Annotated in this window: 22 protein-coding genes; 11 read left to right on the forward strand and 11 right to left on the reverse strand. The window is 60.1% G+C overall.

Features of this window, described 5'->3' with window-relative positions; translation table 11 throughout:
* Positions 1-81: 81 nt before the first annotated feature.
* The 3 genes from ACWKV5_RS08975 to ACWKV5_RS08985 all read left to right on the forward strand — a co-directional run bounded on the left by ACWKV5_RS08975 (position 82) and on the right by ACWKV5_RS08985 (position 1,919).
* The gene (locus ACWKV5_RS08975) at positions 82-357 is read left to right on the forward strand and encodes a polyhydroxyalkanoic acid system family protein (protein ID WP_077432309.1); all 276 of its coding nucleotides are present in this window, start codon (positions 82-84) and stop codon (positions 355-357) included.
* A gap of 244 nt (positions 358-601) precedes the next feature.
* Positions 602-1,024, forward strand: a complete 423-nt coding sequence (locus tag ACWKV5_RS08980; RefSeq protein ID WP_027922115.1) for a phasin family protein — start codon at positions 602-604, stop codon at positions 1,022-1,024.
* Between the two features lie 10 nt (positions 1,025-1,034).
* Complete coding sequence (locus ACWKV5_RS08985; RefSeq protein WP_483840990.1) at positions 1,035-1,919, forward strand: phasin family protein; 885 nt, start codon at positions 1,035-1,037, stop codon at positions 1,917-1,919.
* 192 nt (positions 1,920-2,111) lie between these two features.
* On the opposite strand, the gene ACWKV5_RS08990 is transcribed toward ACWKV5_RS08985, so the two are convergent.
* The 9 genes from ACWKV5_RS08990 to argS form a co-directional block, all read right to left on the reverse strand.
* A complete protein-coding gene (locus tag ACWKV5_RS08990; RefSeq protein ID WP_483840991.1) occupies positions 2,112-2,732 on the reverse strand; it encodes a TetR/AcrR family transcriptional regulator in 621 nt (206 codons plus the stop codon).
* Positions 2,733-2,792: 60 nt separating this feature from the next.
* Positions 2,793-4,475 carry a class II poly(R)-hydroxyalkanoic acid synthase gene (phaC, locus tag ACWKV5_RS08995; RefSeq protein WP_483840992.1) on the reverse strand — a complete coding sequence of 561 codons (1,683 nt, stop codon included), beginning with the start codon at positions 4,473-4,475 and terminating at the stop codon, positions 2,793-2,795.
* Between the two features lie 110 nt (positions 4,476-4,585).
* A complete protein-coding gene (gene phaZ, locus ACWKV5_RS09000; protein ID WP_123435489.1) occupies positions 4,586-5,440 on the reverse strand; it encodes a poly(3-hydroxyalkanoate) depolymerase in 855 nt (284 codons plus the stop codon).
* Positions 5,441-5,584: 144 nt separating this feature from the next.
* On the reverse strand, positions 5,585-7,264 hold the full coding sequence (gene phaC, locus ACWKV5_RS09005) for a class II poly(R)-hydroxyalkanoic acid synthase (RefSeq protein ID WP_483840993.1): 1,680 nt from the start codon (positions 7,262-7,264) through the stop codon (positions 5,585-5,587).
* Positions 7,265-7,522: 258 nt separating this feature from the next.
* Positions 7,523-7,903, reverse strand: a complete 381-nt coding sequence (locus ACWKV5_RS09010; protein ID WP_483840994.1) for a gamma-butyrobetaine hydroxylase family protein — start codon at positions 7,901-7,903, stop codon at positions 7,523-7,525.
* A 205-nt stretch (positions 7,904-8,108) separates the two neighbouring features.
* Positions 8,109-9,449: an ATP-dependent protease ATPase subunit HslU gene (gene hslU, locus ACWKV5_RS09015; RefSeq protein ID WP_483840995.1), complete on the reverse strand. Its 1,341-nt coding sequence runs from the start codon at positions 9,447-9,449 to the stop codon at positions 8,109-8,111.
* A gap of 55 nt (positions 9,450-9,504) precedes the next feature.
* Positions 9,505-10,035 carry an ATP-dependent protease subunit HslV gene (gene hslV, locus ACWKV5_RS09020; RefSeq protein ID WP_007899242.1) on the reverse strand — a complete coding sequence of 177 codons (531 nt, stop codon included), beginning with the start codon at positions 10,033-10,035 and terminating at the stop codon, positions 9,505-9,507.
* A 274-nt stretch (positions 10,036-10,309) separates the two neighbouring features.
* Positions 10,310-11,017 (reverse strand): SPOR domain-containing protein, encoded by a 708-nt coding sequence (locus ACWKV5_RS09025; RefSeq protein WP_123435494.1) that lies wholly within the window; start codon positions 11,015-11,017, stop codon positions 10,310-10,312.
* Position 11,018: 1 nt separating this feature from the next.
* A complete protein-coding gene (gene argS, locus ACWKV5_RS09030; RefSeq protein WP_483840996.1) occupies positions 11,019-12,755 on the reverse strand; it encodes an arginine--tRNA ligase in 1,737 nt (578 codons plus the stop codon).
* Between argS and ACWKV5_RS09035 the strand changes: the two genes are divergently transcribed.
* On the forward strand, positions 12,754-12,876 hold the full coding sequence (locus ACWKV5_RS09035) for a hypothetical protein (protein ID WP_256218298.1): 123 nt from the start codon (positions 12,754-12,756) through the stop codon (positions 12,874-12,876). The two genes, argS and ACWKV5_RS09035, sit on opposite strands and share 2 nt — an antisense overlap.
* A gap of 115 nt (positions 12,877-12,991) precedes the next feature.
* Here ACWKV5_RS09035 and ACWKV5_RS09040 read toward each other — a convergent pair whose 3' ends face one another.
* Positions 12,992-15,211 carry a primosomal protein N' gene (locus ACWKV5_RS09040; RefSeq protein ID WP_483840997.1) on the reverse strand — a complete coding sequence of 740 codons (2,220 nt, stop codon included), beginning with the start codon at positions 15,209-15,211 and terminating at the stop codon, positions 12,992-12,994.
* 285 nt (positions 15,212-15,496) lie between these two features.
* On the opposite strand from ACWKV5_RS09040, the gene rpmE reads away from it, so the two are divergent.
* The 3 genes from rpmE (at position 15,497) to ACWKV5_RS09055 (ending at position 17,993) form a co-directional block, all read left to right on the forward strand.
* Positions 15,497-15,727, forward strand: a complete 231-nt coding sequence (gene rpmE, locus ACWKV5_RS09045; protein ID WP_059181778.1) for a 50S ribosomal protein L31 — start codon at positions 15,497-15,499, stop codon at positions 15,725-15,727.
* A 14-nt stretch (positions 15,728-15,741) separates the two neighbouring features.
* Entirely contained in the window at positions 15,742-16,542 is an 801-nt protein-coding gene (locus ACWKV5_RS09050; RefSeq protein WP_483840998.1) for a thermonuclease family protein, read from the forward strand.
* A gap of 182 nt (positions 16,543-16,724) precedes the next feature.
* Complete coding sequence (locus ACWKV5_RS09055; protein ID WP_483840999.1) at positions 16,725-17,993, forward strand: malic enzyme-like NAD(P)-binding protein; 1,269 nt, start codon at positions 16,725-16,727, stop codon at positions 17,991-17,993.
* Between the two features lie 177 nt (positions 17,994-18,170).
* Here ACWKV5_RS09055 and ACWKV5_RS09060 read toward each other — a convergent pair whose 3' ends face one another.
* Positions 18,171-20,612 carry a penicillin-binding protein 1A gene (locus ACWKV5_RS09060; RefSeq protein ID WP_483841187.1) on the reverse strand — a complete coding sequence of 814 codons (2,442 nt, stop codon included), beginning with the start codon at positions 20,610-20,612 and terminating at the stop codon, positions 18,171-18,173.
* A 219-nt stretch (positions 20,613-20,831) separates the two neighbouring features.
* Between ACWKV5_RS09060 and ACWKV5_RS09065 the strand changes: the two genes are divergently transcribed.
* From ACWKV5_RS09065 to ACWKV5_RS09080, 4 genes are read left to right on the forward strand one after another with little or no spacing between them, the layout of a single operon-like run.
* Entirely contained in the window at positions 20,832-21,896 is a 1,065-nt protein-coding gene (locus ACWKV5_RS09065; RefSeq protein WP_483841000.1) for a pilus assembly protein PilM, read from the forward strand.
* Entirely contained in the window at positions 21,896-22,462 is a 567-nt protein-coding gene (locus tag ACWKV5_RS09070) for a PilN domain-containing protein (RefSeq protein ID WP_483841001.1), read from the forward strand. The genes ACWKV5_RS09065 and ACWKV5_RS09070 overlap by 1 nt, the downstream gene beginning before the upstream one ends.
* Positions 22,459-23,082 (forward strand): type 4a pilus biogenesis protein PilO, encoded by a 624-nt coding sequence (gene pilO, locus ACWKV5_RS09075; RefSeq protein ID WP_483841002.1) that lies wholly within the window; start codon positions 22,459-22,461, stop codon positions 23,080-23,082. Before ACWKV5_RS09070 ends, pilO begins: the two co-directional genes overlap by 4 nt.
* A complete protein-coding gene (locus ACWKV5_RS09080) occupies positions 23,079-23,606 on the forward strand; it encodes a pilus assembly protein PilP (RefSeq protein ID WP_483841003.1) in 528 nt (175 codons plus the stop codon). Before pilO ends, ACWKV5_RS09080 begins: the two co-directional genes overlap by 4 nt.
* Positions 23,607-23,616: the final 10 nt, after the last annotated feature.

The following is a 23,616-nucleotide window of genomic DNA, read 5'->3' on the forward strand; positions in this document are numbered from 1 at the left end:
AGATGGGCAACCACCGGGACGTTTTGACGCAGTAATGGTCAAGATGCTTCAGGAACGTATCCATAACGCAGGAGTCATTCGATGGCCCGTATTAGTGTTGAGCGTGCCCACGGCCTGGGCAAGGAAGCGGCCCGCGAGAAGGCCGACAAGCTGGCGCAGAAACTGTCCGAGCAATATGGCCTGGAGCCGCAGTGGTCCGGCGACACGCTGAATCTCAAGCGCTCGGGAGTGAAAGGCGCGGTGCATGTCAGCGACGATTCGATCCGCGTCGATGTGGAATTGGGCCTGATGATGTCGGCCATGAGCGGCATGATCAAATCTGAAATCGAGAAGGCGCTGGATAAAGCCCTCGTCTGATTTCCGGTTGGAATGAAAATCAAATGTGGGAGCGAGCCTGCTCGCGAAGACGGTGTGTCATTCAGCATTGATGTTGGTGACCTGACGCTTTCGCGAGCAGGCTCGCTCCCACATTTTTATTGCGGTGCCTCCGAAGGTTTATGTCAGTTGTTAGGGTGCCGTTTCTAATTTTTCTCCCTACTTTGTGCCTGAGCCCGACACTTGTCCGGGCAGTTCCTCAAACCTTCTGCGCGTGAGGTGCACCATGGCCAAAGTTATTTTGAAGAAAAAAATCGACGCTTCGACTACAGCTCTGGGCGACGTCAAATCCTATGCCCGCAAGATCTGGCTGGCAGGCCTGGGTGCCTACGCCAAGGTCGGGCAAGAGGGTAGCGAATACTTTCAAGAGTTGATCAAGGCTGGTCAAACTGTTGAAAAGAAAGGCAAAAAAGTAGTGGCTGAAAAGCTTGAAGCCGCTAACGCCGAGATCGTTGAAGCCAAGAGTGAAGTGAGTACTTTCAAAGGCAAGGTCGAAGTTCAACTCGACAAGGTCGAGAAGGCTTTTGACTCGCGTGTCGCAAGTGCCTTGAATCGTATCGGCATTCCGTCTAAACATGACGTTGAGACACTCTCTGCTAAGCTCGATGAGCTGACGGCATTGCTCGAACGCGTCGCGCGTAAATCTTAAGGAGAACGGGATGGCTGTTAAAAAGAACACCGCAAAAGAAGGCAGCTCGTGGATCGGGAAAGTCGAAGACTACTCCCGCAAAATCTGGCTGGCTGGTTTAGGCGTGTACTCGAAGATCGACACTGACGGCAGCAAGCTCTTCGATACATTGGTCAAAGACGGCGAGAAAGCCGAGAAGCTCACCAAGAGCGCTGTTGGCAAGAAAGTCGATGACGTCAAGGATTCCGCTTCGTCGGCCAAGTCGCGCATCACTGGCGTTAAAGATCGTGCACTGGGCAAATGGGATGAGCTGGAAGGGGCTTTCGACAAGCGTCTGAACAGTGCCATTTCGCGCCTTGGTGTCCCGAGCCGCAACGAAGTGAAAGCACTGCACAGCAAGGTCGATACCCTGACCAAGCAAATCGAAAAACTCACCGGTGCCAAGGTTGCGCCTGTTGCGGCGAAAACCGCAGCAGCCAAACCAGCGGCTAAAACCGCTGCCAAGCCACTGGCCAAAGCAGCCGCTAAACCGGCAGCCAAACCAGCTGCGAAAGCAGCGGCCAAGCCTGCCGCCAAAACTGCCGCAGCAAAACCTGCTGCAGCCAAGCCAGCGGCTAAACCGGTTGCCGCCAAAGCAGCCGCCAAGCCAGCAGCAAAACCAGCCGCCAAGCCAGTTGCCAAAACCGCAGCTGCCAAACCGGCCGCCAAGCCAGCAGCAAAACCTGCTGCAGCGAAGAAGCCAGCGGTGAAAAAACCGGCTGCGCCGAAAGCCGCCGCACCAAAACCAGCAGTGGCTGCTGTTGCCAAACCGGCAACCCCGGTCGCCCCGGTCAGCGCATCGAACTCTGCTACCGCGCCGACCCCTGCTGTAACCCCGACTGTAGCGCCAGCAACGACGCCAACCAGTCAGTCCTGATTTTCAGGGCTCAAAAAAACGCCCGGCCTGCCAAGGTCGGGCGTTTTTGTTTGTGAGCGGTTTTGCAAACGCCGCAGATCAAATGTGGGAGCGAGCCTGCTCGCGAAAGCGGTGTATCAGTCGCCATCAATGTTGAATGATATGCCGCTTTCGCGAGCAGGCTCGCTCCCACAGGGTTGTCAGTGGTCGGGACTACTCGTGTTCTTCCAGGTATTGGAGGGCCATCTGCTCGGTCGCCACCTTGATCGGCGGCAGCAAGTGCGGCGCCACCAGCATCATGATCTGGTACACCACCAGCCTCACCTCACCCTCACGATCAAGAATCCGCTGGTAGTCCAGCGAGAACAGCAGCGTCATGGTGATCTGCTCCACCAACTGCCCCAGCGCCTGCGTATCACTGACCAATTGCCCCTGAGCCTTCAACCGCGCCAACAATGACGCCAAGGTGCGCTTCAGCGCATTGAGCAGGTTGCGGATGCCCTTGGCCAGTTTGGGCAGGCGTCCGGCGAGGTTCGACAGGTCCTGGAACAGAAACCGGTAATGCGACAGCCGTTCGACGATCAGGTGCAGGAACAGCCAGTAATCGTCCGGTGCCAGTTCCACATCGGCAGGAGGGTCGAGCAGCGGCGCCAGTTCAGCCTGGAAGCGCTCGAACAACCCGAGAATCAACGGCTCCTTGCCGTGAAAGTGGTAGTAGAGGTTGCCGGGGCTGATGCCCATCTCGTTGGCAACTTCCATGGTGGAGACGTTCGGTTCGCCTTTCTGATTGAACAACTGCAAAGCACATTCGAGAATCCGGTCGCGGGTTTTCATCCAGTCTTCTTAATGGTCGAGTCAATGCCACGGCCAGCGTCGGCCGTGGTGGGTTGAACGTCAGCGCACACGCACGTAAGTACCGGGTGCTGCCTCCTGCGGTGGATAATTCTGATTGCCGAGGGCCATGTGGGTTTCTTTCAGCGCGCCGGACCGTTGCTGAATCCACTCCAGCCATTGCGTCCACCAACTGCCGTCGACCTGCTTGGCGTCGTAATACCAGGCCCGTGGATCGCTGCTCAGCTTTGCGCCTTCGACGTAGTTGGCTTTCGGGTTGCTCGGCGGGTTGAGAATGCTCTGCACGTGACCGCTGTTGGACAGCACGAAGCGTCGCTCGCCACCCAGCAACAGCGTCGAGCGGTACACCGCATCCCACGGCGTGATGTGGTCGTTGATGCCCGCGACGCTGAAGCTGTCGACGGTGACTTTCTGCAAGTCGATGGGCGTGCCGCACACTTCAAGGCCGCCCGGATGGCTCAGCGGGTTGTGTTTGAAGAAGTCCAGCAGATCGCCATGAAAGGCCGCCGGCAGCCGTGTGTTGTCGTTGTTCCAGTAGAGGATGTCGAACGCTGGCGGTTCTTTGCCGAGCAGGTAGTTATTGACGAAATAACTCCAGATCAAGTCGTTGGGGCGCATCCAGGCGAACACCTTGGCCATGTCGCGACCATCCAGCACACCTTTCTGATACGACTTGCGCTTGGCCGCCTCAAGGGTCTGCTCGTCGGCGAACAGCGTCGCCGGGGAGTCCATCTGACTGTCGAGCAGGCTCACCAGATAGGTCGCGCTCGACACGCGGCGCAGCTGCCGCTTTGCCTGCAGGTGTCCTTGCAGCGCGGCGATGGTCAGCCCGCCAGCGCAGGCGCCCATCAGGTTCACCTCGCGCGCACCAGTGATCGCACGGCAGACATTCATCGCTTCTTCCACGGCTTCAACGTAGGTCGACAGCCCCCATTCGCGATGGCGCACATCCGGATTGCGCCAACTGATCATGAACGTCTGCAGGCCGTTTTTCAGGGCGAACTGGACGAAGCTGTTATGCGGGCTCAGGTCGAAAATGTAGTACTTGTTGATCTGCGGTGGCACCACCAGCAGCGGTTTGGAATATTGTTTTTCGCTCATCGGCTTGTACTGGATCAGCTCCAGCAGCTCGTTGCGAAACACCACCGAGCCAGTGGTGGTGGCTACCGTTCTGCCCACTTCAAACGCTTGCTTGGTGACTTGCCGGGGCAGACCGTCGTTGTGCAGGAAGTCGTCGACCAGATGGCTGATACCGCGCACCAGGCTGTTGCCGCCGGAATTGAAGATCTCCTTTATCGCCAGCGGATTGAGCAGGGTGTTGGACGGCGACACGGCGTCATTGAGCAAGGCAAACGCAAAGTGCGCGCGGGCACGATCGTCGGGGGACATGGCGCTGTCGTCGATCCAGTTTTTGACCTGTTTCTGCCAGCTCAGATAGGCCTGCAGGCTGCGACGATAAAACGGGTTGAGACTCCACGCCGGGTCGCTGAAACGACTGTCCTGCGGGTTGGTCGCGTGCAAGGTTTCACCCAATAAGACACGGCCCAACTGACCGCCCAGTTTCAAGGCGTGTCGGGCGCTGTGCACCGGGTTGCGCAAGCTGTGGGCCGCCACGCTGCGCAAGGTCGAAATCAGATCCCGGCCACGCAGGCCGGTAATCGCACTCTGTGCGTTGATGAACGCGGCGGGAGTGGGTAAAGCGTCTCTCGCTGGTTTGTCGCGCATGTCTCAACACTCCTTCGTTTCAAGCCAAAAACAAACTCACTGAACCAGATCACCATAGACGCTGTTGTGGGTTGTTGCGCGGCGCGGCGTCCTGCCGGCCGATGAAGCGACTAACTGCCCAACGGCGAAGGATGCGGATGCATCACGGCGCGCTGACGTTCTTCCTCGAGGAATTTCATGATGATCGGTGCCACGGCTTCGGCGCGGGTGATCAGGAACAGATGCCCGTCATCGATGATGTGCAACTGGGCGTTGGGAATTCGCCAGGCCAGCAGGCGCATGTTGACCAACGGGATCAGTGGATCGTCGTCACCGGCCAGTACCAGCGTCGGCTGGTTGATCTTGTGCAGCCAGTGAATGCTGGTCCAGCCCAGGCCGGCAAACAGCTGCCAGTAATAACCGAGCTTGCCCGCCGAACGGACTTTCGCCGCGTGGCTGGCCGCCAGGGTGGGGTCGCGACGGAACGCGCCGCCATAGATCATCGGGGCGATGCGGATCACGTGTGACGGCTGGATGTAGCGTCGTGGGCTGGCCATCATCCACAGCACTTTCGGTTTGCCCGGCACCATGACTGCGCCGGCCGCGGTGGCCGCCAACACGAGTTTCTTGCAGCGTTCGGGGTAGTCATACGCAAACTGCTGGGCGAGGGCGCCGCCCCAGGAAACGCCGATCACGTTGACTTGACCATAGTCGAGATAGTCGAGCATCCGTGCCGTGAGTTTCGCCAGACCGGGAAAGCGGTACGGCCGATTCGGCGTCGACGAGCCGCCGACACCGGGGACGTCGAACGCAATGACTTCCAGGTCCGGGTCCAATGCCGCGACGAACGGAAACACCAGCTCCAGGTTGGCGCCGATGCCGTTGAAAATCAGCAAGGGCGTCAAGTGAGGCTTGCCGGGGCGTACCGCCGTGCGGAGGGTCTGGCCATCCAGGTCGACGGTACGGAATATGAACGGTTGCGGCATGCTTCAAGGCCCTGTGGGTGAATTCATCCCCGATCCCTTGTAGGAGTGAGCCTGCTCGCGATAGCGGTAGCGCATCCAAAAAGGCTGCGCTGATGGGCCGCTTCCGCGAGCAAGCTCGCTCCCACACTGGGTGGGGTGTGTCAGTTACCGCTCATGTACATAAGTGCCCGGCGCTGCTTCGCCGGCGGTGAAGGTTTTGTTGCCATAAACCGTTGGGGCCTTCTTCAGTTTGCCCGAACGTTCGCCCAGCCATGTCTGCCAGTGAAGCCACCAGGAGTCGGTGTGCTTGGTGGAGTTTTCTTGCCAGTCTTCGGCCTTGACCGGCATGTCGCTGCTGGTCATGTAGCGCGATTTCGGGTTGCCTGGCGGGTTCAGGATGCTCTGGATATGCCCACTGCTCGACAGCACGAATTCAACCTTGCCGCCAAACAGTTGCGCCGACTTGTAGCAGGACTTCCACGGGGTGATGTGGTCGGTGGTGCCGGCCAGGCTGTAAATGTCAGCGGTGACTTGTTTCAGGTCGATTGGCGTACCGCACACTTCCAGTGCATCGGGACGGATCAGTGGATTACTTTTGAACATCTCGATCAGGTCGCCGTGGAACGCGGCGGGCAACCGTGTGGTGTCATTGTTCCAGAACAGGATGTCGAACACCGGCGGTTCGTTACCCAGCAGGTAGTTGTTGACCCAGTAGTTCCAGATCAAATCGTTGGGGCGCATCCAGGCGAAGACTTTCGCCATGTCGCGGCCTTCCAGCACACCGGCCTGATAGGACTGGCGCTTGGCGGATTCCAGGGTTTGCTCGTCGACGAACAGGGCGACGTCGCTGTCCAGGGTGGTGTCCAGCACGCTGACCAGCAGCGTCAGGGCGTTGACCTTTTTCTCGCCGAGTGCCGCGTAATGGCCCAGCAGCGCGGTGCAGGTGATGCCGCCGGAGCAGGCGCCAAGCATGTTGATGTCTTTGCTGCCAGTGATGGCGCTGACCACATCGACCGCTTCCTTGAGCGCTTCGATGTAAGTCGACAGGCCCCACTCGCGCTGTTCCTTGGTCGGGTTGCGCCAGCTGACGATAAAGGTCTGCACATTGCTGCGAAGGCAGTAGCGCGCCAGGCTCTTTTCCGGGCTCAAGTCGAATACGTAGAATTTATTGATCTGTGGCGGCACCACCAACAGCGGGCGCTCGAAGACTTGTTCGGTGGTCGGCTTGTACTGGATCAGTTCCAGCACGTCGTTGCGGAACACCACAGCGCCTTCGGTCACGCCCAGGCTCTTGCCGACTTCGAAGGCGCCCATGTTGACCTGGCTCGGCATGCCGCCGTTGTGCACCATGTCCTTGGCCAGATGCGAAAGGCCATCGAGCAGGCTTTTGCCGCCGGTTTCGAAGAAGCGCTTGACTGCCGCCGGGTTGGCCGCCGTGTTGGTCGGGGCCATGGCTTCGGTCATGAGGTTGATCACGAAGTGCCCGCGCGCGACATCCTTGGGCGTCAGATTACTCTCGTCGATCCAGTCGTGGAGCTCCTTGCGCCACGCCAGGTAGGTTTGCAGATAACGTTTATAGAGCGGGTTCTGACTCCACGCCGGATCGGCGAAGCGACGGTCTTCGGGAGTCGGAAGAAGTTCGGATTTACCGAACAACACGTTCTTCAGTTCAAGGCCGAAATGGGCAACATGCTTTGCACTGTGGACCGGTTGTTTGATGGCCTGCCTGAGCACCATGCGAGCAGAAGCCAGTAGATCTTTACCACGCAGCCCAACGACAGGATTCAGCCCCAAAGTGTTTTCCGAGGCTTGAGATTTCAAGTCATCGTTATTCTTGTTACTCATCTACGACGCTCCATTGTCCTGAGACGAGTACCTGAGCCTGACTGTGCAGTCATACAGCCAATGCCAGGTACTACTGCTCGGGTGACCGTTAATTCTGCATCGCTGCTTTTTAGTTCAGAGAGCACTGCAGGGAACTTGCCAGATCCATTGGTTACCCGAGTTTAATTTTTTTCGCAAGCGGGCCAATCATTGGCCCTGAGGCGGAGCATTCAAACAGATGAAATTAGAAAATGCCCTCTAAAGAGCAAGAGGCTTGACCTAGAGCATCAGCTTGACCACGGATTCGTTCGGGTCGCGGGTTTTTCCGGCGGCTTTGAGCTCGGCAAGATAGTCGTCCCAAAGTGCGTCATAACGTCGCGCCAGTTCGTAGAGGTATTCCCAGGTGAACAGGCCGCTGTCGTGGCCGTCGTCGAAGGTCAATTTCAGTGCGTACTGACCGGCCGGTTCTACCTTGGTCAGTCCTACGTTGATCTTGCCAAATTGCAGGATGGGTTTGCCGTGGCCCTGGACCTCGGCGGAGGGAGAGTGCACGCGCAGGAACTCGGCGCGCAGGTGATACTCCTCGCCGGAAGCGTATTTCAGCGACAGGGTTTTCGAGGCTTTGTGCAGTTTGATGTCGGTGGGGAGTTGGGTCGTCATGGGGCCGATCTTCCGTCGTTATGTAGGCCCTGTGCTGACGGGTATTCCTGTGGCGAGGGAGCTTGCTCCCGCTCGGCTGCGCAGCAGTCGTAAATCCAGCGAATGGGTCTTGCTGATAAACCGCATTCGCCGATTTTGGGGCCGCTCCGCGACCCAGCGGGAGCAAGCTCCCTCGCCACAGAAGCCCGCCCTCACAGAATGAGACCTACAGGATATAACGGGACAGGTCTTCGTTTTGCGCCAATTCGCCCAAGTGGCTGTTGACGTAGTCGGCGTCGATCATGATCACCTTGCCGTCATGGGCGCTGGCCAGGTCACCGGCGCTGAACGACACCTCTTCAAGCAGGCGCTCGAGCAAGGTGTGCAGGCGACGGGCGCCGATGTTCTCGGTCTTCTCGTTGACCTGCCAGGCGATCTCGGCAATGCGCTTGATGCCGCTTGGCTGGAACTCGATGCCCAGGCCTTCGGTTTTCAGCAAGGCGCAATACTGCTCGGTGAGCGACGCGTGCGGTTCGCTGAGAATGCGTTCGAAGTCTTCCGGTGTCAGTGCCTTGAGCTCGACACGAATCGGCAGACGGCCTTGCAGTTCAGGCACCAGGTCGCTCGGCTTGCTCAGGTGGAATGCACCGGAGGCAATGAACAGAATGTGGTCGGTCTTGACCATGCCCAGCTTGGTGTTGACGGTGCAGCCTTCGATCAGCGGCAGCAAGTCACGCTGCACGCCTTCACGGGACACGTCGACGCCGCCGGAGTTGCCACGCTTGGCGACCTTGTCGATTTCGTCGATGAACACGATACCGTGCTGCTCGACCGCTTCCAGCGCCTTGGCCTTCAACTCTTCTTCATTGACCAGGCGGCCGGCTTCTTCGTCTCGCACCAGTTTCAGTGCTTCCTTGACCTTGAGCTTGCGGCTTTTCTTTTTGCCCTTGCCCATGTTGGCGAACAGGCTCTGCAACTGGTTGGTCATTTCTTCCATGCCCGGTGGCGCGGAGATGTCGACGCCAGCCACGTCGGCGACTTCGATTTCGATCTCCTTGTCATCCAGCTGACCTTCGCGCAGGCGCTTGCGGAACAGCTGGCGGGTGTTGGAATCGGTTGCCGATCCGGCGTCTTCGTTACTGAAACCCATGCGAGCCGGTGGCAGCAGGGCGTCGAGGATACGATCTTCGGCAGCGTCTTCAGCGCGATGGCGAACCTTGGTCATTTCCTGTTCGCGCAGCAGCTTGATCGCTGCGTCCGCGAGGTCACGAATGATCGATTCAACGTCGCGGCCGACGTAGCCGACTTCGGTGAACTTGGTCGCTTCGACTTTGATGAACGGCGCGTTGGCGAGTTTGGCCAGGCGGCGAGCGATTTCGGTTTTACCGACACCGGTCGGGCCGATCATCAGGATGTTCTTGGGGGTTACTTCAACGCGCAGCTCTTCAGGCAGCTGCATCCGGCGCCAGCGGTTACGCAGCGCGATGGCGACGGCGCGCTTGGCATCGTCCTGGCCGATGATATGGCGATTGAGTTCGTGGACGATTTCACGGGGAGTCATGGACATAGTAATTGGCGGTCCTCAGGTAAAAGTGAGCCGTGGCGTGGTGGCCAAAACAGGCTTACTCAGCGAGGTCCTGCTCCTCAATGGTGAAGGTGTGGTTGGTGAATACACAGATGTCGCCGGCGATGCCGAGGGCGGTTTCGACGATTTCCCGGGCCGACAGATCGGTCTTCTTCAGCAGTGCGCTGGCAGCGGCCTGGGCGTACCCGCCGCCGGAACCCATGGCGATCAGGCCTTCTTCGGGTTCAACCACATCGCCGTTGCCGGTGATGATCAGGGACGCGTCTTTGTTGGCGACTGCGAGCATGGCTTCGAGGCGGCTGAGGGAGCGGTCGGTGCGCCATTCTTTGGCGAGCTCGACGGCAGCGCGAACCAGGTGACCTTGGTGTTTCTCAAGCTGGCCTTCGAAACGCTCGAAGAGGGTGAAGGCGTCAGCGGTGGCCCCGGCAAAACCGGCGATAACCTGGCCGTGGTACAGGCGGCGAACTTTCTTCGCGTTGCCTTTCATCACGGTATTGCCGAGAGAAACCTGGCCGTCGCCGCCCATGACGACTTTGCCGTGGCGGCGAACTGAAACGATGGTGGTCAAGGGAGAGTCTCCACGCAGCGGGGCGAAAATGCCTTATGCCAACTCATATGGGGGTGGTGGAGCGTTTTTCAACTGCGGGATGGGAGAGGGGACGAGTGGTGTTCGGCGGTGGAGATTGTGGTCGCTGAAACAATTGTGGCGAGGGAGCTTGCTCCCGCTTGGCTGCGAAGCAGCCACAAACCCGGTCTTCACGGTCTGTCTGATGGACCGTAGTTACAGGTTTTGGGAGTGCTGCGCACTCCAGCGGGAGCAAGCTCCCTCGCCACAGCGAGGATCAGCGGCTTTGGCGTTGTTGTAACAACAGGTTGCTAAACCCTGCGCCGGCCAATTGTTTCTGTGCAGTGGTCAGCTGTTCGCGATTGCTGAACGGCCCGACCAACACGCGATACCACGTCTCATCCTTCACCGTGCCGGACTCAACCGCCACCGCCTGCCCCAGCAGAATGATCTGCGCGCGAACCTTGTCCGCATCAGTCTCCTTGCGGAACGAACCGGCCTGCAGGAAGAACTTGGTCACTGGCGCCGCTTTGGTGACGGGTGGCGCCGGTGGCGGCGTAATCCCGGCCAGAGCGGCCTGTGCGCGCGCCGTGTCGATCTTCGCTGCTTCGGCCGGTGTCACCGGCGTGGTCGGAATGGCCGGCACTTGCGGCGTTGGCAGGGTTTTCTCCGGCACGGCATCCGGCGGCACGATCACTTCCGATTCCGGCAGCAAGGTGTAGAAGTCGTACTTCGGCTTCACCGGTTGCGTCGGGCTCGGCGGGGTCTTGTTGGCCTCGGCGATCTTGGCTTTCTGTTGCTGTTCCACCTTCTCGCGCTTGACCGTGTCGCTGCCCTTGCCGGGTTCCAGCTTCATCAGGAAAACGATGAACGCGCCGACCGTCAGGCCGATGGCCATCCACAGCCAGCCCGGGATCGGCTGTTTTGCAGGAGCTTGGTAACGGCTGGCGCCACGCTTGGGTGCAGGTTTTTTCTTGGCAGCCAACTTACATACGCTCCAGAGTTTCCAGACCCAACAGTTCCAGGCCTTGCTTGAGAGTGCGGCCGGTCAGCGCGGCGAGGCGCAGACGGCTTTGCATTTGCGCCGGGGTGTCGGCGCTGAGGATCGGGCAGTTCTCGTAGAAACTGGAGAACAGGCCGGCCACATCGTACAGGTAGGTGCAGAGGATGTGCGGCGTGCCTTTGTCGGACACGTTGTTGAGGATTTCACCGAACTGCGCCAGTTTGGCGGCCAGTTCGAGTTCGTGCTCCGCTTCCAGCACGATCTGGCCTTCGACTTCCGTGAAGTCCTTGCCCAGTTTGCGGAACACGCCAGCAACACGGGTGTAGGCGTACAGCAAGTACGGCGCAGTGTTGCCTTCGAAGTTGAGCATCAGGTCGAAGTTGAAGCTGTAGTCGCTGGTGCGGTGCTTGGACAGGTCGGCGTATTTCACCGCGCCAATGCCCACCACCTTGGCGATGTTGCGCAATTCGTCGTCAGCCAGCTCTGGATTCTTGTCCTTCACCAGCGTGTAGGCGCGCTCCTGGGCTTCGGTCAGCAAGTCGATCAGCTTCACGGTGCCGCCGTCACGGGTCTTGAACGGACGGCCATCTTTACCGTTCATGGTGCCGAAGCCCATGTGTTCCATTTCCATCGGGTGCGTCACGAAGCCGGCCTTGCGCGCCACGGCGAACACTTGCTGGAAGTGCAGGGCCTGGCGCTGGTCGACGAAGTACAGCGCGCGATCAGCCTTGAGCTTGCCGCTGCGATAACGCACGGCCGCCAGGTCGGTGGTGGCGTAGAGGTAGCCACCGTCAGCCTTGACGATGATCACGGGCAGCGGGTCGCCGTCGGCGTTCTTGAACTCGTCGAGGAACACGCACTGGGCGCCATTGCTCTCGACCAGCATGCCAGCGGCCTTGAGGTCGTTGACCACGTTGATCAGGTCGTCGTTGTAGGCACTTTCGCCCATCACGTCGGCCATGGTCAGTTTGACGTTCAGCAGTTCGTAGATTTTCTGGCAGTGCGACAGCGAGATGTCCTTGAACTTGGTCCACAGCGCCAGGCAGTCCGGGTCGCCGGCTTGCAGCTTGACCACCAGGCCACGGGCACGATCGGCAAACTCTTCGGATTCGTCGAAGCGCTGCTTGGCCGCACGGTAGAAGTTTTCCAGGTCCGACAGCTCGTCGCTGGTGATCGGGTTTTCCTGCAGGTACGCCATCAGCATGCCGAACTGGGTGCCCCAGTCGCCCACGTGGTTCTGACGGATCACTTCGTCGCCGAGGAACTCCAGAACGCGCGCCACGCCGTCACCGATGATCGTCGAGCGCAAATGGCCGACGTGCATTTCTTTGGCGAGGTTCGGTGCCGACAGGTCGACCACCGTGCGTTGCACCGGGCCGGCCTTGCGCACGCCGATGTGTGCGTCGGCCAGGGCGGCGTCGAGGCGAGTGGCCAGGGCATCGGTGTTCTGGAAGAAGTTCAGGAAGCCCGGGCCGGCGATTTCGGTCTTGCTGACGTTTTCATCAGCCGGCAGTGCAGCGATGATCTTTTCGGCCAGGTCACGCGGCTTCATGCCGGCCGGTTTGGCCAGCATCATGGCGATGTTGCTGGCGAAGTCGCCGTTCTTCTTGTCTCGGGAGTTTTCCACCTGGATCGCCGGCGACAGGCCTTCAGGCAACACACCTTCGTTGACGAGTTGGGTGATGGCTTGTTGGATCAGCTGGCGAATGGTGTCTTTCATGGTGGTCTCTTTCGACCGCAAGCGCGGTGCGCGCTTCGATGCGCTGGTGGAAAAACTGGGCATTATCCGTTGCGAAGACGGGCTTGCCAACTATAGCGGGCAGGTTATGGATATGTGGTGACAAATAGTCAGCCTTCGTTGGAACGCCGCACGGAGCCTGCTCGCTCCCACACGGATCAGATGAACGCCACAGATCCCCTGTGGGAGCGAGCCTGCTCGCGAAAGCGGTCTCTAACTCAATACAAATCCACCGGATCGACATCCAGCGACCAACGCACCGCCCGCCCGCTCGGCATCTGCTCCAGCACCAGCAACCAACTGCTCAACAACCGATGCAGCGGCGCCCGAGCCGTGGCCTGCAACAACAATTGCGCGCGATAACGCCCGGCGCGACGCTCCATCGGCGCGGGCACTGGCCCCAACAACTCGATCCCGCCCAGATTCTGCTCAACCAGCAAACGTTCGGCCTCGCTACACGCTTCATCCAGGAAGCCTTCAGCCTGCCCCGGTTTGTGCGCTTCAGCCCGCAGCAGCGCCAAATGCGCAAACGGTGGCAGTCCAGCGGAGCGGCGTTCGCTCAACGCCTGTTCGGCAAAGGCGAAATACCCTTGCTCGGTCAGTTGCACCAGCAGCGGATGGTCCGCCAGGTGCGTCTGGATAATCACTCTGCCCGGCTCTTCAGCCCGTCCGGCGCGCCCGGCCACCTGAACAATCAACTGCGCCATGCGCTCGCTGGCGCGGAAGTCGCCGGAGAACAGCCCGCCGTCGGCGTCGAGAATCGACACCAGCGTCACCCGTGGAAAGTGATGCCCTTTGGCGAGCATTTGCGTGCCGACCAAAATGCACGGCTGGCCTTTCTGAATGGTGGCGAACAGCTGATTCATCGCGTCCTTGCGCGACGTACTGTCACGGTCGACCCGCAACACCGGTACGTCCGGGAACAGAATCGCCAGCCGCTCCTCGGCGCGCTCGGTGCCGGCGCCTACCGGGCGCAAATCGACTTTGCTGCATTTCGGGCAGCGCCGTGGCACGCGTTCGACATAGCCGCAGTGATGGCAGCGCAACTCGCCGGAGCGCTGGTGGACAGTCATCCGCGCATCGCAGCGTTGGCATTCGGACATCCAGCCGCAGTCATGACACAACAGCGTCGGCGCAAAACCGCGACGATTGAGGAACACCAACACTTGCTGACCGGCGGCCAGTGTCTGGCCGATGGCTTGCTGCATCGGCCCGGAAATGCCGCTGTCCAGCGGACGGCTTTTTACATCCAGGCGCAGGAAGCGTGGCTGCTTGGCGCCGCCCGCTCGCTCGTTCAGCCGCAGGAGGCCGTAACGACCGGTGTAGGCGTTGTGCAGGCTTTCCAGCGACGGCGTGGCGGAGCCGAGGACAATCGGGATGTTTTCCTGCCGGGCGCGGACCAGTGCCAGGTCGCGGGCGTGGTAACGCAAGCCTTCCTGCTGTTTATAGGAGCCGTCGTGCTCTTCGTCGATGATGATCAGGCCGGGGTTTTTCATCGGCGTGAACAGCGCCGAGCGGGTGCCGATAATGATGTCGGCGTCACCGTCCCGCGCGGCAAGCCAGGCTTCGAGGCGTTCGCGGTCGTTAACCGCCGAGTGAATCAGCGCGATGCGTGCATTGAAGCGTTGCTCGAAACGCGCCAGGGTCTGCGGGCCGAGGTTGATCTCCGGGATCAGCACCAGCGCCTGCTTGCCGGCTTCGAGGGTTTCGCGGATCAGCTGTAAATAGACTTCGGTCTTGCCGCTGCCGGTGACGCCGGCCAGCAGAAATGCGTGATAGCTGTCGAACCCGGCGCGAATCGCTTCATAGGCGGCGCGTTGTTCCGGGTTGAGTGGCAGTTCCGGCTGCGCCAGCCAGTGCTCGTGACGCGCGCCGGGGGCGTGTTTGCGGATTTCTACCTGGACCAGGTCTTTGGCCAGCAACAAATCCAGGCTGTCCTTGCTCAGCATCAGTTTGCTCAGCAATTGATGAGCAACGCCGTGGGGATGCTGGGCCAGTGTCGCCAAGGCTTCGCGTTGGCGGGGCGCGCGGGCAATGCGCGGATCATCAAGGCTGGCACCCGGCGCGGCAGACCAGAAGCGTTCCTGGCGCGCTTCGGCCAGTTCGCCCTGACGCAACAACACCGGCAGCGCCCAACTCAAGGTGTCGCCGAGGCTGTGCTGGTAATACTGGGACGTCCACAGGCACAGCTTGAATAATGCGGGCGGCAGTGGCGGCGTGGCGTCGAGCAGGGCCAGCGCCGGTTTGAGCTTTTCCACCGGCACTTCGCTGGTGTCGGTGATCTCCACCAGAATCCCGATCATTTCCCGCCGACCGAACGGCACCCGCAGGCGCATGCCCGGTTGCAACTGGGCGCGCAGGACTCCGGCCGGGGCACGGTAATCGAACAGGCGGCGCAGCGGCGAAGGCAGGGCGAGGCGCAAAATGGCGTCGGGCACGCGGGGGGATCTCGATCAGCGGAAAATAACCAGCAGGTCTACGACCTGTGGGAGCGAGCCTGCTCGCGAATGCGGTATATCAGTCAACATTTTCGTCGTCTGACACACCACATTCACGAGCAGGCTCGCTCCCACAGGGACGGCGTTCAGGGTCGGGAGCCTAGCAGACGGTCGGTAGAAGGGACAGCTTGCGCGATTGCAAAGGTCTGGTAGAATCCGCGGCCTAATTACGTGCGGTATTCAACAATAGTGTTGAGTGGCGGCACGCTAGCCTGAGGAATCATCATGAAAGCCGATATCCATCCAACATACGAAGTCACCGCAGTTACCTGCAGCTGTGGCAACAAGTTCGAAACTCGTTCGAACCTGGCCAAGCCTCTGGCGATCGACGTATGCAACGAGTGCCACCCGTTCTACACCGGTAAGCAGAAGACTCTGGATACTGGCGGTCGTGTACAGCGCTTCGCAGACCGTTTTGGCGCTTTCGGCAAGAAAGCTCCAGCTGCTGCAGAGTAAGGTTGAAGGGCCCGATGGGCTTTTCCTTGCTGTTGAAAAAGGCGTCCCTCGCGGGCGCCTTTTTTGTGTCCGCGATTTGGCTTTCCGGCGCCCAGGCATTCTGCCCGACGCCGAGCGGGCTGGAGTCGGTCAACGTGCAGCGGGTAGTGGATGGCGACACCTTGCGCCTGAGCGATGGCCGCAGTGTGCGCATGATCGGCTTGAATACGCCTGAGCTGGGCAAGCAGGGCCGTTCCGACGAGCCGTTTGCCGTGGTTGCGCGCAAACGGCTTGAAGCGCTGGTAGCAGCCAGCGATGCAAGGGTCGGTTTGCTGCCGGGTAAAGAAGGCAAAGATCACTACGGCCGCACGCTGGCCCATGTCTATGGCGCCAACGGTGCCAACCTTGAGGCGCAGATGCTCGCCGAAGGCCTCGGCTTTCAGGTGGCGGTCGCCCCCAATGTCGATCTGGTCGGTTGCCAGCAAGCTGCCGAACACAGTGCCCGACAGGCCGGGCTTGGGGTTTGGCGGCAATCTCCTGTACTGAAAGCGGAGCAGATCAACGCGTCCGGTTTCGCTGTGCTCAACGGTCGTGTGAGCAAGGTTCAGCGCAATCGCGGCGGGGTTTGGATCGAGTTGCAGGATTCAGTTGTATTGCGTGTTGCACCCAATCTGCTCGGGCAGTTCGATGTTCCGGCGCTGGAAAACCTGGAAGGCAGGCAGATCGAGGCGCGAGGCTGGGTGCTGGACCGTTCCCGTCGCGGCGGCTTGAAACCCGGTCAGGCGCGCTGGCTTCTGCCGCTCACCGATCCGTCGATGCTGCAAATTGCGCGATAAGAAAAAATTGTAGACATTTTTACTGTCAATTGTGAACAGTCTATCCCTTGTGTTCCGCGGCTCTTGGCCCAAAGTCGTAGGGCAGGGCGCTTGACAGGGGTGACCGGTCAGTCTTGTGGGGATTTTGCGAGGCGCGTATCCTCGCTGACCAGTCTGTCCAACAGTAAAAGCGGAATGCCCCCATGTCTGATTTGAAAACTGCCGCTCTCGAATATCATGCCCATCCTCGTCCAGGTAAGCTGAGCGTCGAGCTCACCAAGGCCACCGCTACCGCCCGCGACCTGTCGCTGGCCTACAGCCCCGGCGTAGCCGAACCAGTACGCGAAATCGCCCGCGATCCTGAACTGGCCTACAAATACACCGGCAAAGGCAACCTGGTTGCAGTCATTTCCGATGGCACCGCGATTCTCGGCCTGGGTAACCTCGGCCCACTGGCTTCCAAGCCTGTGATGGAAGGTAAAGGCGTGCTGTTCAAGCGCTTCGCCGGCATCGACGTTTTCGACATCGAAGTCGACTCCGAAAGCCCGCAAGCCTTCATCGACACCGTCAAGCGCATCTCCATCACCTTCGGTGGCATCAACCTGGAAGACATCAAGGCACCTGAGTGCTTTGAGATCGAACGCGCTCTGATCGAGCAGTGCGACATTCCAGTGTTCCACGATGACCAGCACGGCACCGCGATCGTAACCGCGGCCGGCATGATCAACGCCCTGGAAATTGCTGGCAAAACCCTCGCTGACGCCAAGATCGTCTGCCTGGGCGCCGGTGCGGCCGCCATCTCCTGCATGAAATTGCTGGTAAGCATGGGCGCCAACATCGAAAACATCTTCATGGTTGACCGTACCGGCGTGATCCACTCCGGCCGTGACGACCTGAACCAGTACAAGGCTGTCTTCGCTCACGCGACTGAAAAACGCACCCTGGCAGATGCCCTGCAAGGCGCAGACGTGTTCGTCGGCCTGTCCGGCCCGAACCTGCTGAGCGCTGAAGGCCTGCTGTCGATGGCGCCTAACCCGATCGTGTTCGCGTGCTCCAACCCGGATCCGGAAATCTCCCCGGAACTGGCTCACGCCACCCGTGACGACGTGATCATGGCCACCGGCCGTTCAGACTACCCGAACCAGGTCAACAACGTTCTGGGCTTCCCGTTCATCTTCCGTGGTGCCCTGGACGTTCGCGCCAAGCGCATCAACGAAGAAATGAAAGTAGCGGCGGCCAATGCCCTGCGTGAACTGGCCAAGCTGCCGGTTCCTCAGGAAGTGTGCGACGCCTACGGCGGTATCAAGCTGGAATTCGGTCGTGAGTACATCATTCCGAAACCAATGGATGCCCGCTTGATTACCCTGATCTCTGATGCTGTGGCTAAAGCCGCCATCGAGACCGGCGTAGCGACCCTGCCGTATCCGAAGAACTACCCGCTGAAAAGCGTGGATGACGTGTTCAACGGCTAAGCCGTTGTAGCGCTTCAACCCAAAAGCCCCGGCTCGTATGAGTCGGGGCTTTTTTATGTCTGCGGGGTTGTGGGCGGCGTTCCGACGAAGAGGCCGTTACAGACGGTGTAGAAGTTACAGATACAAAAAAGCCCCGCGCTTCTCTCGAAGGCGGGGCTTTTGCGTTGCGCTACCCGATCAGAACAAATCGATCGGTGCCGCTTCATCCGCTGGTAGCGGGCTGCCCGGCGCTGTGCCGTTACCCAGCTCATTCACCGACGGTGGCGTGTCTTCGGCCTTGAACAGTTCAAAGTACGCGCCTGGCGTGCCCGGGCTGGCGGCACGACCGCTGACCGGGTCGACTCGCAGGCTCAGGATGCCTTCCGGCTCTGGCTGCGTATGCGGCGGCTTGTCTTTGAGGGCGGCGCCCATGTAGTTCATCCAGATTGGCAGCGCGACGGTGCCGCCGAACTCCTTGCGACCGAGGCTTTCTGGCTGGTCGAAACCGGTCCAGACAGTGGTCACGTAATCGGCGTTATAGCCGGAGAACCACGCATCCTTGGATTCGTTGGTCGTACCGGTCTTGCCCGCAATGTCGCCACGTCCCAGGGCCAGCGCGCGGCGGCCGGTACCGAGCTTGATCACGTCCTCCAACATGCTGTTGAGGATGTAAGTCGTGCGGCCATCGACGATGCGTTCGGCCACCGCCGGTGTTTGCGGTGCAGTGCCCGGCGCGGCTGGCGCCTCACCCGGTGTCGCGTTGACCGTAAACGTCTGTGCGGCCGGAGCAGCAATGCCGCTGGTCGCTGCATCGCCCTGAGGAACGCTCGGCGGGTTGGCGACGAACAGCGTGTCGCCGTTGCGGCTCTCGATCTTGTCGATGATGTACGGGGTGATCTTGAAGCCGCCGTTGGCGAAGGTGCTCCAGCCCGTGGCGATCTCCATCGGCGTCAGGGTCGCGGTGCCTAGTGCCAGCGACAGGTTGGGCGGCAGGTCCTGCTTGTTGAAGCCAAAGCGGGTGATGTAGTCGATTGTCTTGCCGACGCCCATCGCTTGCAGCAAGCGGATCGACACCAGGTTACGCGACTTGTACAGCGCCTCGCGCAGGCGGATCGGACCGAGGAAGGTGTTGGTGTCGTTCTTCGGACGCCAGACCTTGTCCAGGTATTCGTCGACAAACACGATCGGCGCGTCGTTCACCAGGCTGGAGGCGGTGTAGCCGTTATCCAGCGCCGCACTGTAGACGAACGGTTTGAAGCTCGAGCCTGGCTGGCGCTTAGCCTGCAAGGCACGGTTGTAGTTGCTCTGCTCGAAGGCAAAACCGCCAACCAGCGAACGAATGGCGCCGTTCTGCGGATCAAGCGACACCAATGCGCCTTGCGCCTGCGGGATCTGGCTGAATTTCAGCGAGTTGTCCGGCTGACGCTGCACGCGAATCAGATCGCCGACTTGCGCGACATCCGCAGGCTGCTTCGGATTGGCGCCCATGCTGTTGGTGTTCAGGAACGGACGTGCCCACTTCATGCTGTCCCAGCCGACGTGTTCGTCACCGGTGCGGGTCATCACTTGCAGGCCATTCTTGTCGACCTGAGTCACGATGGCGGGCTCGAGGCTGCTGATGGTGCGTTGCTTGGTCAGCTCGGTGGCCCAGGCTTCGCGCGTCTTGCCCGGCAGGCGCGACTCGGGGCCGCGATAACCATGGCGCTGGTCATACGTCATCAAGCCTTCGTGAACCGCGGTGTTGGCCATTTCCTGCAGATTGCTCGGCACGGTCGTGGTCACGCGGAAACCTTCGGTGTAGGCGTCGCTGCCATAACGCCCGACCATTTCGGCCCGGGCCATTTCGGCGATGTACGGTGCATTCACTTCCGGCGTCGGCACGTGATAGCTGGCGTTCAGCGGTTCGTTGATCGCCGTGGTGTAGTCGGCTTCGGTGATTTTCCCGAGCTTGTACATGCGCCCCAGAATCCAGTCGCGGCGCTCTTTGCTGCGGGCCGGGTTGGCCAGCGGATTGAAGCGCGACGGGGCTTTTGGCAGGCCGGCGATCATCGCCATCTGGGCGAGGCTGACGTCACGAATCGATTTGCCGTAGTAAACCTGCGCGGCGGCTTCGATGCCGTAGGCGCGGTTGCCCAGGTAGATCTTGTTGACGTACAGCTCAAGGATCTCGTCCTTGGTCAGCTGCCGTTCGATCTGCAAGGCCAGGAGAATTTCGGTGGTTTTGCGCGAGAAGCTGCGTTCGCTGGTCAGGAAGAAGTTCTTCGCCACCTGCATGGTGATGGTGCTGCCGCCGGACTGAATGTGTCCGCTTTTGACCAGCTGGGTCGCTGCACGCATCAGGCTGCTGGGATCGACACCGTAGTGGTTGGCGAAATTGTCGTCTTCAGCACTTAGTAACGCATTAATGAAATTGGGCGGAATGTCGGCGAAACGGATCGGAGTACGGCGCATTTCGCCAAATTCTGCGATCAACTTGTTATCGCTGCTGTAGACCCGCAAAGGAATCTGCAACTGGATGCTTCTCAGCGCCTCCACGGACGGCAATCCGGGACTAAGGTAAAGGAAGGCGCCACTCAGACCCAGAAGCAGTCCGCAGAAAACGGCGACGATGGACCAACCGAAAAATTTCAGCAGACGAATCAAGGCTTTTGGACATCCAGGGCAAAGAATGAATGAGGCATCAGGGTTCGGATAAACAGGGAACAACCCGCGCTTGAAGTAAAAACCGGAAAAAAACGCTGGGCATTATAAGCATTTTTCCGCGGGGAGCGTCATTGGCGCTTCTGTCAAGACGGGAGGTAATGAACGCAACGGATATTACAGAGTCCGTAAGACACGGATAGTCATAGGGAATGGGTAGTGCTAGGACTCTTCAATAAAAAAGCCAACGCGCTGTTGGGGATAGACATCAGTTCCACGTCGGTAAAGCTTCTGGAACTGAGTCGTCAGGGTGACCGTTATCGGGTCGAGGCCTACGCAGTAGAGCCGTTACCGGCCAATGCGGTAGTCGAAAAAAACATCGCTGAGCTCGAGGGTGTCGGGCAGGCGCTCTCTCGTGTGCTGCTCAAGGCCAGAACCAGCCTCAAGAGCGTGGCTGTGGCGGTGGCCGGTTCGGCGGTGATCACCAAGACCATCGAGATGGACGGCGGTCTTTCCGACGACGAGATGGAAAACCAGCTCAAGATCGAAGCCGATCAGTACATTCCCTATCCTTTGGATGAAGTCGCCATCGACTTCGAAGTCCAGGGCGTGTCCGCGCGTAACCCCGAGCGAGTCAATGTGCTGCTGGCGGCCTGTCGCAAGGAAAATGTCGAAGTCCGTGAAGCGGCCCTCGCCCTGGCCGGCCTGACCGCGCGTGTGGTCGATGTCGAGGCTTACGCGCTGGAACGCTCCTTCGGCTTGCTCTCGACACAACTGGCCGCCTCCCAGGAGCGCCTGACGGTCGCGGTGGTGGACATTGGCGCGACCATGACCACCCTCAGCGTGCTGCACAACGGCAAGATCATCTACACCCGCGAGCAACTGTTCGGCGGTCGGCAACTGACCGAAGAAATTCAGCGACGCTATGGCCTGACGGTCGAGCAGGCCGGGCTGGCGAAGAAGCAGGGCGGTTTGCCCGACGACTACGTCAGCGAAGTCCTGCAACCGTTTCGCGAGGCGCTGGTGCAACAGGTTTCGCGCTCGTTGCAGTTCTTCTTTGCCTCTGGCCAGTACAACGCGGTCGATCACATTCTGCTGGCCGGTGGCACGGCGTCGGTGTCGGGGCTGGACCGGTTGATCGAACAGCGGCTGGACACGCCGACCCAGGTGGCCAACCCGTTCGCCAACATGGCCCTGAGCAGCAAGGTCAACGCTGGCGCCCTGGCCAGCGATGCGCCGGCCTTGATGATTGCGTGCGGGCTCGCCCTCAGGAGTTTCGACTGATGGCGCGGATCAACCTTTTACCCTGGCGTGAAGAGCTGCGGGAAGAACGCCGCAAACGCTTCTTGCTGGCGTTGGTCGGCGTGCTGCTGTGTTCTGTGGGGGGCGTACTGATCGCGGATCAGCTCATCAGCGGCGCCATCGATCGGCAGGCTGCCCGTAACGCCTACATCGGCAAGCAGATCGCCGTGGTCGACGAGCGGATCGCCCAGATCAGTGATTTGAAAGCCCGCCGCCAGCAACTCGTCGAGCGCATGCGCATTATCCAGGACCTGCAAGGCAACCGGCCGATCAGCGGCCGGATCTTCGATCAACTGGCGCGCACGTTGCCGGACGGCGTGTATTTCACCGAAGTGAAAATGGTCGGCAAAACCCTGTCCATTACCGGCGCGGCGGAGTCGAACAATCGCGTGTCGGACCTGATGCGCAATCTGGATGCGTCCGACTGGTTCGATGCCCCGAGCCTTACCGAGGTCAAGGCGACGACCGCTGGCCAACTGGACCAGGCCAATGTCTTTCAACTGACCGTTCGTCAGACACAACCCGCTGCCGTGGAGGACGATAAATGAGTCCGTCCCAATGGCTGGAAGGGTTGCGCAATGTTGATCTGGGCGATCTGGACACCAACAACATGGGTTCCTGGCCGCCAGCGATCAAGGCTGTGGTGGGGGGGCTGCTGATGCTGCTGGTGTTGGCGCTGGGGTACACCTTTTACCTCAGTGACCTCGAAGACCAGCTCAACCTCAAGCGCGAGGAAGAGTCGACCCTCAAGGAGCAGTTCGCGACCAAAGCCCACATGGCGGCGAATCTGGAGCTGTACACCCAGCAAATGAAGGAGATGGAAACCTCCTTTGGCGTGCTGCTGCGGCAATTGCCCAGCGACACCGAGGTTCCCGGTCTGCTGGAGGACATTACCCGCACGGGCCTCGGCAGCGGGCTGGAGTTCGAAGAGATCAAACTGCTGCCGGAAGTCACCCAGCAGTTCTACATCGAATTGCCGATCCAGATCACGGTGACTGGCGCCTATCACGACCTGGCGACCTTCGTCAGTGGTGTGGCCGGCCTGCCCCGGATCGTGACACTGCATGATTTCGACATTGCGCCCGCCAGCCCTGAAGGCGGACCGAAGTTGCGCATGAGCATCCTTGCCAAGACCTATCGCTACAACGGCACCGGGGCGCAGAAATGAGCCCGCTTCGTTGTGTATCGATGGTGGTGTTGTTCGCCAGCCTGACCGCGTGCGGCAGCGACAACGACGTCGGTGACCTGGATGCCTACATGAACGAAGTGCGCCTGCGGGCCCCGGGCAAAATTGAACCAACGCCGACGTTTCGGTCTTACCCAACGTTCACCTACAACGCCGTCAACCTGCGCAGCCCGTTTTCCCGGCAGGTCAGAGTGGATCTTGCGGGCCAGAAGCGTGGCTCGCGCAACGTCAAACCCGACCTCAATCGGGTCAAGCAGTACCTCGAAGGATTCAACATCGAGCAGTTTGAAATGGTCGGCACGATCTCCAATGCCTCCGGCTCCTTCGCGCTGTTGCGCGGGGCCGGCGGGGTGCATCGGCTGAAAGTCGGTGATTACCTGGGGCGTAACGATGGCCGGATCGTCGCCATCAGCGGCTCGCAAGTCGATGTGGTCGAAATCGTTCCCGATGGCGAGGGTGCCTGGCTGGAGCGGCCACGGACCCTTCCTTTGAAAGAGCACTCATAGTGGAACTCGA

Source organism: Pseudomonas oplopanacis (genome assembly GCF_057128725.1).